The organism is Polynucleobacter sp. AP-Latsch-80-C2 (genome assembly GCF_018882185.1).
In the GTDB taxonomy this organism is placed as follows: domain Bacteria; phylum Pseudomonadota; class Gammaproteobacteria; order Burkholderiales; family Burkholderiaceae; genus Polynucleobacter.
This window is the reverse complement of sequence record NZ_JACVOY010000001.1, coordinates 100,697-112,538: the sequence shown is the minus strand read 5'-3', so window position 1 is coordinate 112,538 and position 11,842 is coordinate 100,697. Positions and strand designations below refer to the sequence as shown.

Below are 11,842 nucleotides of genomic sequence, written 5' to 3'. Positions count from 1 at the left end.
TTGTTTTGTATAACTAGCGCTTAGGTCCACCAGTTTTCGAAAGCTTTAAACTAGGGTCTTTAAGCTGTTCCAGTATGTAACAGAATCACCCCTGCATCCTCTAGTAAGGATCAGGGTATTTACTAATCATTATTCGGAGTATTTATGAGTCTCGACAACGTCAAGCCTGGCAAAAAGATCCCTGAGAGCTTCAACGTCATTATTGAAATCCCAATGAATGCGGATCCAATCAAGTATGAAGTGGATAAAGAAAGTGGCGCTATTTTCGTTGACCGATTCATGGGTACTGCAATGCACTATCCCTGCAACTATGGCTATATTAATAAAACCATTGCAGGCGATGGTGATCCAGTTGACGTTCTCGTCATCACTCCATTTCCACTCATTCCTGGTGTAGTTGTTAGTTGCCGTGCAATTGGCGTTTTACAAATGGAAGATGAAGGCGGACAAGACGCTAAGTTATTAGCCGTTCCTGAAGATAAGATTTTGCCAATCTACACTCACTGGCAAAAACCGGAAGATATCAACCCATTACGCTTAAACCAAATTCAACACTTCTTCGAGCACTACAAAGATCTCGAACCAGGTAAGTGGGTAAAAGTCAGTGGTTGGGGTGGCGTTGCTGATGCTCATAAAGAAATTCTTGAAGGCATCGATCGTTACAACAAAGAAACTAAGTAATTTTTTACTTATTCAATCATTAGAAAAGGCTTTGTGAATCAGAGTGAGCTCGCAGAAAATTGCTCTAGCCCAAATCAACCCGCTCTTGGGCGATTTGGCTGGCAACGCGCAGCTCATTTACAAAGCCGCACTTGAGGCCTATGCCCTAGGGGCAAAGCTAGTAGTTACGCCAGAGCTCTCGCTCACCGGCTACCCTCCTGAAGATTTATTACTCCGCCCTGCTTTTATTGAAGCTGCTGCACACGAGCTTGAGCTCTTAATGCAACAGCTTGCACAACATCGCGATCTCACTGTCATTGTTGGGCACCCAAAGCAAACTGCTACAGGCCTACAGAACTTTGCATCCGTTTTACAAAATGGCAAGATCATTGCTGGTTACGCCAAACAAGAATTACCCAATCACGAAGTCTTTGATGAGGTACGCTATTTTGTGCCCGGCAATCAAGCCTGTGTTTTTGAAAGTGAAGGCATTCGCTACGGCATCATTTTGTGTGAGGATGCATGGCATACCGGTCCTGCACAACAAGCACACGCTGCAGGCGCACAAGTATTGCTCGTTCCAAATGCATCACCCTATCACCTCAAAAAAGAAGCCTTACGCATTGAAGTATTACGACAGCATATTGCTCTCATCAAGATGCCTTTGATTTATGTCAACGCGGTTGGCGGACAGGATGAGTTGGTTTTTGATGGCGGCTCCTTTGCATTAAATAGCCAAGGTGAGGTTGTGATGGCCATGCCCCAATTTGAAGTGGGGTTAGGCACTGTAGAAATTAATTCTGCTGCGCAACTTGAACAAGGTCTCATTGCTCCGCCTCAAAGCGTCGAAGCACAGGCATATCAGGCGCTTGTCCTAGGCGTGCGGGACTATGTCAATAAAAATGGTTTCCCCGGCGTCATCATTGGTTTATCGGGTGGCGTAGATTCTGCTTTGGTATTAGCGATTGCCGTGGATGCCTTAGGCGCAAATAATGTGCGCGCTGTCATGATGGCCTCACGCTACACGGCCGATATCTCTTGGATTGATGCCCGTGAAATGGCTCACAATCTTGGTGTGCAATACGATGAGATTCCAATTAGCGGTCCAGTCGATGCACTTGAGCAATCGTTATCAGAACAATTTAAAGGCTTGAAGCTTGACGCTACGGAAGAGAATATCCAGGCACGTGTGCGCGGCACATTACTCATGGCACTCTCTAATAAAACCGGTCGCCTAGTGTTAACAACCGGAAACAAGAGTGAGATGGCTGTTGGCTATTGCACGCTGTATGGCGACATGGCTGGTGGCTTTGCAGTAATTAAAGACATTGCCAAAACCTTGGTCTATCGTCTTTGCGCCTATCGCAATCAAATCTCACCCATCATTCCGGAGCGGATTTTGACTCGCGCCCCTTCTGCCGAATTACGTCCCGACCAAACTGATCAAGATAGCCTACCTTCCTATGAAGTGCTCGATGGCATTGTTGAGCGCTATATGGAGCAAAACCAATCTATTGCCCAAATCATCGCCGCTGGGTTTGACTCTGAAAGTGTTGAGAAAGTAACTCGCCTCATTAAACTCAACGAATATAAGCGGCGCCAGGCACCTCCTGGGGTCCGCGTTACTACGAGAGCCTTTGGGCGCGATTGGCGCTACCCCATCACCTCGCAATTTAGAGCTTAAGAAGAGTCTTTATACGAAAATTGACTGAATTTGCAAGCAGACTTAAGTTCTAGGTATGATTAGTGTATTAGGGGGAACAAATGAAATTAATCACATCAATCATCAAACCATTCAAGCTCGATGAAGTTCGTGAGGCGTTAGCTGAAGTCGGCGTTACTGGATTGACCGTAACCGAAGTTAAGGGTTTTGGCCGTCAAAAAGGTCACACTGAACTCTATCGCGGAGCTGAATACGTAGTGGACTTTTTACCTAAGGTCAAAGTGGAAGCTGTTGTTCCAAGTGATCGCGTTGAAGTTGCACTTGAAGCGATTACAAAAGCTGCTCGTACTGGAAAAATTGGTGATGGAAAGATTTTTGTTACTGCAGTTGAGCAAGTTATTCGTATTCGCACTGGCGAAATGAACGAGTCAGCCGTTTAATTTATTAACGCAGCTGAGAATCTGATGGAGTCAAAGGCTGAGTAAATTCAGCCGACTCCAGCACAATAGTTTTACCACTAGGGTTTGATGGGCGCACCTTAGCCCCCTGGTAAAACAAATCTACTTGATCTAAGCCAGCAGTAAGCACCCTTAAAGGCGCTTTGCCGTAAACGCTAACCCCTACTCCGGGCTCTAGCTGCTTATTCTGAACTTTACCCATAGCATCAATCACGCAAACCATTTGCACAGACTTGGACTGCAGATAGACCATATCGCCTGGCTTTTTGGGGGCATCCGGTCTGTATGTGGTGGGTGCAGACTCTGCAGCAGGGCAATCCGTGGTGACGGAGGATGCAATAGCTGAAACCACTGGCGCTGGAGCGCTTGCCTTTTCTTCCGCGGCAGGAGTCGCGCTTGCAGTGGCCTCTGCTGGAGCGACTTCTTGAATCACAATCAATTCTTCTTTGGGCTGCTCAGGAAAAAACAGTGGTCGTAAATTAATTACTGAAAAGATAACTGCTGCAGCCAAACTCAAGAGCAGTATTAATTTCTTTTTAGAGTTAGAAGCTGATGAAGCTGTTTTGCTGGTATTTTTTTCTAGCACAACATCTTGCAACTCCATAGCCATCTGAGGTTTTGCAATTGGAGCAGCAGCTTCAACAGGTTTTACCTTTTCTGGTTGAGGTTTTTTAACCTTAGCCGCACTCTCTTTTTCGGGCGGGACTTTGATCTCTTGCATATTGGATACAGGGGGTTTTTCCTCCGACAATGCATCCGCTTTTACGAGAGGCGCTGTTATCCCAAAATCAAATGCTTGATCTTCAGTGAGCTGCAAAATACTGGCGACTTTTTTGGCAGCAGTGTATTTAATTTGAGCTCCATAAAAGGAACCCATTTCACCATTCTCAATCTGCTCAATTTGGCGATTAGATAAGCAAGCTTTGGCTGCTAAATCCTGAGTAGTCAAACCAAGACTTTCCCTGGCTTTTGCAAAAGCCTCTTTGCGAATCTCAGGGAATTTGTTGGTTTTGTTCACTTATAGCAACTGTATCAGTTAAAAATAAAGAATTCGATACTAATCCCATATTGGTATCTCGGTAATTCGCTTTGAGGCTAATTATTTAATGGGTGATTACTTAAATCTGACTCGAGATACTTCTTCACCAAGGTCTGCACTGAATCTACATGCATTTTGCTCATTACGCGTGCCTTGTGCACTTTGATAGTGGCATCAGTAGTACCTAACTTCACTGCAATGTCCTTATTGAGAAGCCCCTCAACCAACCAGCCACAAACTTCGCGCTCTCTAGGGGTGAGGCTTTCATAATCACGCTTTGTCTCGACATCTATGGAAACACGCTTTAATTGGCGACTATCAAAATCAATCGCATCAGATACTGCCTTCAGAAGCTCTTCCAAATTAAAAGGCTTGAATAAAAAGTCTACGGCGCCCTTTTTAAGCCCCTGCACGATTTGATGGGGGTGACTTTGTCCGCTGACAAACACAATAGGCGTCTTACGACCGAGTTTGACTAACTTTTCTTGCAATTCCAGGCCTGTCATATCAGGCATCTGCATGTCCAAAAGAATAACTGCTGGTGATACCGGAACCAATTTCTCAAAAAAATCGATTGCTGATGCATAGTCCTTAACCAAATAACCCAGCTCTCGGAGCATCCGAGTGAGGGATGTGCGCATAGACTCATCGTCATCGATTAAGTAGATATGGCCGACTTTAGTCATTGAATTCAAAGGAAAAAGTGTAGATGGACTAATGTACTGTAGTAAGTTTCTGTAAGCTATTAGCTTAGAAGCTAATAATTACGACTTAAATCAACAAAAATAGTTCTTTTGATGTTGCACTGCACCATATAGCAAGATCTTTTTGCCCTCAACAGAGATCCGCCTCTTTCTGGCATCTCACGGCACAATAGAGCCTTTCGAAACAAACCTTTTCTGGAGTAATAAGCATGAAACGCCTTAATGAACGCTCGCGCATGGTCACCGAAGGGGTTGCTCGCGCACCTAATCGTTCAATGTATTACGCAATGGGTTATCAGGAGGCGGATTTTTCGAAGCCAATGGTTGGTGTTGCTAACGGTCACTCCACTATCACTCCTTGTAATAGTGGTTTACAAAAATTAGCAGACGCTGCCGTTACTGCGCTGGAGGAAGCTGGCGCAAAAGCACAATTATTTGGAACCCCGACCGTTTCAGATGGAATTGGTATGGGCACCGAGGGCATGAAATATTCTCTCGTATCTCGCGAAGTCATTGCTGACAGTATTGAGGTTTGTGTAAATGGCCTCTGGCAAGATGGCGTAGTGGTGATTGGTGGCTGCGATAAAAATATGCCAGGCGGCATGATGGCCTTGGCGCGCACCAACGTACCCGGCATTTATGTTTATGGCGGCACGATTAAACCGGGCCACTTCAAAGGCAAAGAACTTAATATTGTTTCCGCATTTGAAGCGGTGGGTGAATTTACTTCTGGACGCTTAAGCGAAGAAGACCTCAAAGGTGTTGAGCAGCATGCCTGCCCAGGTAGCGGCTCTTGCGGTGGTATGTATACCGCCAATACGATGAGTTCATCTTTTGAAGCCTTAGGGATGAGCTTGCCCTACTCCTCCACGATGGCCAACGAAGATGCTGAAAAAGTTGCCAGCGCGCACGAATCTGCCATCGTATTGGTTGAAGCCATTAAAAAGAATTTGCGTCCCCGCGACATTATTACTAAAAAATCAATTGAAAATGCAGTGAGCGTCATCATGGCAGTTGGTGGCTCTACTAATGCGGTATTGCATTTCTTAGCAATTACTAGTGCTGCAGAAATTGACTGGACGATTGATGACTTTGAACGTATTCGTCAGCGCGTGCCAGTCATTGTGGATATGAAACCCTCTGGCACCTATTTGGCTACAGACCTGCATCAAGCCGGTGGAATTCCACAGGTCATGAAAATTTTGTTAGATGGTGGGCTCCTGCATGGCGATTGCATCACCATCACTGGCAAAACCATTGCGGAAGTTTTGAAGGATGTTCCATCCGTACCGCGCGCTGATCAAAAGGTGATTCGCACTTTAGACAATCCGCTATACAAACAAGGTCACCTAGCAATCCTAAAAGGGAACATCTCCCCAGAAGGTTGTGTTGCCAAAATTACCGGCCTCAAAAACCCATCGATCACAGGCCCTGCACGCGTGTTTGATTCTGAAGATGATGCGATGGCAGCGATCATGGCGCAAAAGATCAAAGATGGCGATATCGTCGTAATTCGCTATGAGGGCCCTAAAGGTGGACCTGGCATGCGCGAAATGCTAGCACCTACCTCCGCCTTGGTAGGCCAAGGTCTAGGTGAGTCTGTAGGACTCATCACAGACGGTCGCTTCTCTGGTGGTACTTGGGGCATGGTAGTTGGTCACGTAGCGCCAGAAGCTTATGTAGGCGGTGTTATTGCCCTCATTCATGAAGGCGACTCCGTGACAATTGATGCCCACAAGCTACTGATTCAATTGAATGTGGATGATGCGGAAATCGCCAAGCGTCGCGCAAGCTGGAAGCAACCTAAGCCTCGTTATACCCGTGGCTTACTAGCAAAATATGCACGTCTTGCAAGTACTGCTAGTAAAGGTGCTGTCACCGACCTAAACCTGGATGAATAAGCCATAAGCTGAAGCAGAAAGCAAAAGCCCCTAGATAACCCTGGGGGCTTTTTATTTGGCCAAGTCTGATGACTTAATGCTTCATGCCATCGCCGTGTTGTCCCATCGCATTGACTGGAACCTTCACTTCTATTTCTCCCGCTTTGGCAAACTTGAGTTTGACGGGAACTGTCTGACCAGCAGTCAATGGCGCCTTGATGTTCATAAACATCAAATGTAGGCCACCTGGCTTTAACTCAACAACGCCACCAGCTGGCACTGCAATATCTTTGACTTGGCGCATTTTCATAACATTGCCCTCCATGGACATTTCATGTAATTGCACTTCACTAGCCGCTGGTGAGCTAGCTGAAAGCAATTGATCAACTGCACCTTTATTTTCTATTTTCATAAAACCCGCTGCAACTTGCTGTCCGGGAACAGTGGCACGCGTATAAGCGTTTTCAATTTGTAGTTTTCCAAGCTGTGCATTTTGAGCACATGCCAAGCTATTCATGCCAAAGCCAATCGCTGCAATCAGCATTGTTTTTACGAATGTATTACTTTTCATATTAAATCCTTCTAGTAGGCTCTTACGGTATTTAAATAAATTAATGATTGGGAATTTATTGAGGGACTTTGTCGGGTTGCCAGCGATATCCTCGCGCTTTCATGCAGGCTGAATAAAGCTCTTGATTTGTCTGAACGCCAGAGTAGGCATTAAAGCCACCCCAACCAGGCCCCCAACCAAAGCCGCCATCACTATATCCATACGGCTGTTGTGATTGCTGAAGACAGGCATAGTTATCTTGATCTACCTGAAGTTGGCTCGAATTATCCTTAATCCACAAACCAGATTGGGAAGCACACGCTCCCAGCATTAAACACAATATTCCTAACAAGGTTCTTAAATAAAGATTATTAGATACAGGATTATTTAACTGTTTCATGGTTTTCATTAAGGCTCCTTAAGAACCCACTCCCACTAAAGACGGTAACTGCTGAAAATGAATCAAGCCAGTTTTTCTGGAGGTCTTGCCGTTCTGATCAATAAATATCGTGGTTGGAGTTTCACCATGCCACTTCGGATCAATTTCATAACGCAATCGCTCATCAAATGGTGAAGCAACATAATAATTGTTGGCTTTTTCCAGGCCGGCCTTACTCAACATCTTTTGCATCATTTCAGGAGTGACATCATCAACCTGAATAAAAATCACTTTGGCGCTGGGGTTGCGCTTTAAGAACGTACCCCACTGAGGCATTTCCTTGACGCAGGCTGGACATGTCACACCCCAAAAATGGATGGCCATTGGCGCTCCATTAGCCGTCTTCACTAGGCCAGACCAATCGCCCGCTTGATAGGGCTTGATACGCATTGGATCAGCATTAACTGTCTGCATTGCTAATGTCATCAAGAAAATGAAACTAAGCCAATATTTTTTCACTGGATATTCCCAACTTGAATAAATTGATAACCATCGATACGAGTAAGCCAAGATAGCAATATCTCTCGATCTCGTTTTACTAAGAGTGGATGATCGCTGTAGCCACTCGTCTTCGATACTAATTTAGCCTCAGACCAAGTGTTGCCGTCATCACTAGAGTGCTTCATATAAATTGAGGAATATGTACCATCAAATTCTTTCCACACCATCCACACTTGCTTGCCTGATGCTAAAAGATAAGGGCGAGCTACATTTGCACTCTCGGCTCCAATTCGGGCAGGCTTTGAATAGGTGACGCCTTGATTGCTAGAGCTGGCATAAAACACACCAGAGCGTTTAGTGCCCTGTGTATACCAAGCCACATGAAATTTTCCAGTGCCAGAGACTGCTATAGAGGGCCCATGATGAGGACAGGCATCCGTCTTCCAATCATCATCTGCAACTCGTCTAATTGCTTCAGCCCCTTTAGGCGTGATGACTTGGCTTGCTTGATCTCGAATACCGCCAGGAAAGATTGCGCGATAGGCAATCGCCACCTGATTCTTTGGATCAAGACTTGCGCCAATACGACAACACTCACAACTGCTTTCATTTGCAAACTTCTCAGCCTGAAAGGTTTTTCCGCCATCTACTGAAGATGCGTAAGCGATAGATCCGCCAAGTCGTGGCACACTCCCCTGCTTTGCAGCGGCTACCAGTCGCTTATCAATCCATGTGATGAATAAAGAGTCATCGGACTTTATTAAGAGCGATGGGAATCGTTGGCTTGAGCTATCGCGAACGAGTGACTCGGACGCACTAAAGGTCTTACCTCCATCCACAGAGCGAGCTGTATTAATTTGCGCATTCCAATTAGCGTCCTTGAAAAATGCGTAGGCCAAAAACACATTGTCTTTAGAGTCTGAAACAATCTGTGGACGTGCATCGCTACCCGTGTCAAGCGCTTTGCCATGCTCAGCAATTTTGACAGCGGTAGAAAATGTTTTTCCATTGTCTTCCGATTGCGCTACTGAAACCACTCCACCAGCGGTCCAGGCTAAAAGCAATTTACCGTCCTTTGCAATAAAAGGAGTGGCGGCATTAGCACATTCAAGGCCGACTCCCTGACAGACATTAGCCCCTTTGGAGGGAGCGCTCATTGTCGAATGGGATGAGTGCTCTGTTTGTGCATTCGCTTGAATACTCCCTCCCAAAACACTCCAAAAGAATGCTTTAGCAAAGAGTGCATATAACGGAAACGAAATAAACTTTTTCATGATCAGAAGATGATACGCGCGCCCATACTAATTGCCTGCGGGGAACCTAGGGTATAGCTGGTATTACTACCCCCTGTACCAAAGGTATTGTATTGACGATTCAATAAGTTCACTGCAGAAGCATAAACGGTGGTGTTCTTATCGAACTCATAGTTCGCACGCAATCCTACTACAGCATAAGACGCAACAGGCAAGGTATTGGCTGTATTAAGCCAAGAACTACCTACGTAACGCACTGTCGCCGTCAAACTCGCCTTAGGTATCGGGTAGTACGTTAAGCCTCCACCCAAAATATTTTGCGGCACACCGCCAACTTGCCTGCCAGTTGGGTCGCTTGTAGCACTCATTGTCAGCTTGGTGCTAGTAAATGCATAGTTTGCATCTGTGGCCCACTGAGCATTTATATCGTGGTGGAACTGAAACTCAAGTCCTTGACTCAATAAGTTTTGATTATTAGTGTAGTAGCTAATATTACTGGAATTACAGATGCCCACATTACCGCTACCTGTTAGCGGATTTCCAGAAGCGCCACACAAACTCTTAGCTAAAGCCACATCTGAGGAGCTCTTGGAAGAAAGGCTATATGTAGCCACTGCATTCTGAATATAGTTATTAAATGCTGTTAGCTGCGCAAAGCCACCCTTCCAGCGATAGTCAGTACCGACCTCATAACCCGTCATGGTTTCCGGGGTTAAATTGGGATTTGCAAAACTATAACCACTAGATGAGCCATAGGAGCGCAAAGTGTTATTCAAACCTGGCGCATGGAATGCTTGATAAGCAGCCGTTCTCAAATCCCAATTGTTTGTAGCCTTATATAAGAAGCCTAGGGTTGGACTTATTTGTGTCTTACTCTGATTCGGTACGTTTTGATACTGTGGATTTACGCCATTGATACCTGCGTTATAACTCGTCGGCGTTTGACTGCTCCACTGATCAACCCGCGCCGCTAAGGTAGTCTCAATTGGAGCTGACTGCGCTTTTGATTTCAATTGTCCCATGAGGCCTAAGAAGGTTTGCGAACCCTGTCCATAATTAACCGCGGCAACTGTGCCATTGTTATTGAGATTATTGGTCAGATTTGAACCGGAAATATTGCGAGCATCCACCCCGATCAGGTATTGATCAATGATCCCAGTCAGTTCCTTGGTGTACTGCGCTGAAGCACCAACAGTGCTGTAGGGGTCTTTATAGGTGGCATTGACGTATGGCGTGTTGGCGGCAATATTGTTTGACTTCGTAGTAGTCGTTGAACCATTTTGCTTATTGAAGTTAGTGTTCTCATAGAAAAAGTTCACGTCTACTTTTGCTCGATCAGCCAACTTTGTAGTGGTGCCCGCTGCTACATCAGTTTCTTGCATCAAATTTGTTGCAAAGGAGTATCCCGAAGATAGGTCCGACATGGTGTGATAGCCCACGCGGAAAAATCCATTGGTATCTGGCGTCGCCTTAAAGTAGCCCTGCAATCTGACGTTTGAGTTATGTGAAGCAGCATCACCTTGACCATTTTTAATGCTGTTGGCTGCGGCAGGCGCTAAGGTAGAGATATTTTGATAACCATTGGTATTGAAATAATCTGCCGAGAATCTTAATTGCAAAGCCTCTGATGCAATAATATCTTTTGAGGCCGCAACGTTATACGTGCCAAATGCACCAATACTTGCTGATGCATCTTGCTGACTATTGACTGGGTTTTTTGTTTTGATATTAATCACGCCGCCCATACCATAGTTGCCCCACAGGCTCGATACCCCGCCGCGAATAAATTCAACTGAATCAATTGCAGACATCGGCACCAAGTTCCACTGCACTGTTCCATAAAACGCATCATTAGCAGGCAAACCATCGATCAATACTAGTGTTCTGGCATTACCCAAACCGCGCACATTAATGCTTTGCCCTGTTGGGTCTTTTTGGTAATAAGGGGTGTCATTCAGAATCACACCCGGGACATTCTTGAGCACTTGATCGATCGTCTGATCTGGTGATACTTCCAAAGCTTCTTTAGTCAGAATGGTGGTATTCAATGGAATCTCATCTAAGGGTGTGCCTGAACGTGTAGCACTCACCACAACATCACCCAACTTTTGGTTATAGTCTGGTGGGGGTGCAATTTGCGCTTGCACGCTTAGGCAAATAGATCCAAAAAACATCCCAACGCAAGCACTGAGTTTCTTTTGCTTTAACAACATCAAATTCTCCAATCAACTTGATGGCAACTGAGTTGCCAAAACATAGCTAAGCTATGACCTAAATAGATTTAGGCTTGTGCTGGAGGTGCTGCTGAAGGAGGCGTTACCCATGCGGCGAGCGGCTTGGGTGATTGGTAGAAAAGCTGGGGCAAGAATGCAAAGGATTGCGGCGCCCCAAAGCTAAGATTGGTATTAAATGCAGGAGTAATGGCGCTATGGACTAGGCAATAAGGACAAGGCTGAGCTTGCTCTACCTGATCTAACTGACCATCAGTCTGGATGGTAATTTGCATCTTACTGCCATCGACCGCACAAATCTCCATAGCAAATCCTTGACCACCCTGAGCAAGCGATACTGCTTGTGACATTGCAGGTGCCAGTGCACTCATTGCGATCGCTAAAGCAGCAATCCAGTGAATAAGGCGGTTTTTGGAGAAGTTCAACACAGGGAAATTGTATCCGATCCCACTTTTTTTGTCTTACTGAGCTAGGACCAATAAAAAAGGGGCCCGAAGACCCCTTTTACTAGGCTTTTAACCTGA

Annotated in this window: 12 protein-coding genes; 4 read left to right on the top strand and 8 right to left on the bottom strand. The window is 45.5% G+C overall.

All coding sequences use genetic code 11. The features are described from left to right. Positions 1-144: 144 nt before the first annotated feature. From ppa to ICN47_RS00535, 3 genes are all read left to right on the top strand, one after another. Positions 145-681, top strand: coding sequence for an inorganic diphosphatase (gene ppa, locus ICN47_RS00545; protein ID WP_216217977.1), 537 nt, complete (start codon positions 145-147; stop codon positions 679-681). A gap of 43 nt (positions 682-724) precedes the next feature. Continuing rightward, a complete protein-coding gene (locus ICN47_RS00540) occupies positions 725-2,344 on the top strand; it encodes an NAD+ synthase (RefSeq protein WP_216217976.1) in 1,620 nt (539 codons plus the stop codon). A gap of 80 nt (positions 2,345-2,424) precedes the next feature. Then, entirely contained in the window at positions 2,425-2,763 is a 339-nt protein-coding gene (locus tag ICN47_RS00535; protein ID WP_216217975.1) for a P-II family nitrogen regulator, read from the top strand. A 4-nt stretch (positions 2,764-2,767) separates the two neighbouring features. Here ICN47_RS00535 and ICN47_RS00530 read toward each other — a convergent pair whose 3' ends face one another. After that, the gene (locus tag ICN47_RS00530) at positions 2,768-3,799 is read right to left on the bottom strand and encodes a helix-turn-helix domain-containing protein (RefSeq protein ID WP_216217974.1); all 1,032 of its coding nucleotides are present in this window, start codon (positions 3,797-3,799) and stop codon (positions 2,768-2,770) included. A gap of 77 nt (positions 3,800-3,876) precedes the next feature. Next, complete coding sequence (locus tag ICN47_RS00525; protein WP_216218270.1) at positions 3,877-4,506, bottom strand: response regulator transcription factor; 630 nt, start codon at positions 4,504-4,506, stop codon at positions 3,877-3,879. Positions 4,507-4,733: 227 nt separating this feature from the next. Between ICN47_RS00525 and ilvD the strand changes: the two genes are divergently transcribed. Continuing rightward, a complete protein-coding gene (gene ilvD, locus ICN47_RS00520; protein ID WP_216217973.1) occupies positions 4,734-6,425 on the top strand; it encodes a dihydroxy-acid dehydratase in 1,692 nt (563 codons plus the stop codon). A gap of 73 nt (positions 6,426-6,498) precedes the next feature. Here the strand turns inward: ilvD and ICN47_RS00515 are convergent, their stop codons facing one another. From ICN47_RS00515 to ICN47_RS00490, 6 genes are all read right to left on the bottom strand, one after another. Further along, positions 6,499-6,975 (bottom strand): copper chaperone PCu(A)C, encoded by a 477-nt coding sequence (locus tag ICN47_RS00515; protein WP_216217972.1) that lies wholly within the window; start codon positions 6,973-6,975, stop codon positions 6,499-6,501. Positions 6,976-7,030: 55 nt separating this feature from the next. Continuing rightward, positions 7,031-7,363, bottom strand: a complete 333-nt coding sequence (locus tag ICN47_RS00510) for a hypothetical protein (protein ID WP_216217971.1) — start codon at positions 7,361-7,363, stop codon at positions 7,031-7,033. Between the two features lie 9 nt (positions 7,364-7,372). After that, a complete protein-coding gene (locus tag ICN47_RS00505) occupies positions 7,373-7,852 on the bottom strand; it encodes a TlpA disulfide reductase family protein (RefSeq protein WP_216217970.1) in 480 nt (159 codons plus the stop codon). Then, on the bottom strand, positions 7,849-9,108 hold the full coding sequence (locus ICN47_RS00500) for a sialidase family protein (protein ID WP_216217969.1): 1,260 nt from the start codon (positions 9,106-9,108) through the stop codon (positions 7,849-7,851). Before ICN47_RS00500 ends, ICN47_RS00505 begins: the two co-directional genes overlap by 4 nt. A 2-nt stretch (positions 9,109-9,110) precedes the next feature. Continuing rightward, positions 9,111-11,300: a TonB-dependent receptor gene (locus ICN47_RS00495; protein ID WP_216217968.1), complete on the bottom strand. Its 2,190-nt coding sequence runs from the start codon at positions 11,298-11,300 to the stop codon at positions 9,111-9,113. 68 nt (positions 11,301-11,368) lie between these two features. Further along, a complete protein-coding gene (locus ICN47_RS00490) occupies positions 11,369-11,746 on the bottom strand; it encodes a DUF2946 domain-containing protein (RefSeq protein WP_370626231.1) in 378 nt (125 codons plus the stop codon). Between the last annotated feature and the right edge of the window lie 96 nt (positions 11,747-11,842).

Bases quoted from the DNA above. Each gene is read 5' to 3' on its own strand.
- ppa (WP_216217977.1), top strand. From the start codon at position 145: ATGAGTCTCGACAACGTCAAGCCTGGCAAAAAGATCCCTGAGAGCTTC.
- ICN47_RS00535 (WP_216217975.1), top strand. From the start codon at position 2,425: ATGAAATTAATCACATCAATCATCAAACCATTCAAGCTCGATGAAGTT.
- ICN47_RS00525 (WP_216218270.1), bottom strand. From the start codon at position 4,506: ATGACTAAAGTCGGCCATATCTACTTAATCGATGACGATGAGTCTATG.
- ilvD (WP_216217973.1), top strand. From the start codon at position 4,734: ATGAAACGCCTTAATGAACGCTCGCGCATGGTCACCGAAGGGGTTGCT.
- ICN47_RS00515 (WP_216217972.1), bottom strand. From the start codon at position 6,975: ATGAAAAGTAATACATTCGTAAAAACAATGCTGATTGCAGCGATTGGC.
- ICN47_RS00510 (WP_216217971.1), bottom strand. From the start codon at position 7,363: ATGAAAACCATGAAACAGTTAAATAATCCTGTATCTAATAATCTTTAT.
- ICN47_RS00500 (WP_216217969.1), bottom strand. From the start codon at position 9,108: ATGAAAAAGTTTATTTCGTTTCCGTTATATGCACTCTTTGCTAAAGCA.
- ICN47_RS00495 (WP_216217968.1), bottom strand. From the start codon at position 11,300: ATGTTGTTAAAGCAAAAGAAACTCAGTGCTTGCGTTGGGATGTTTTTT.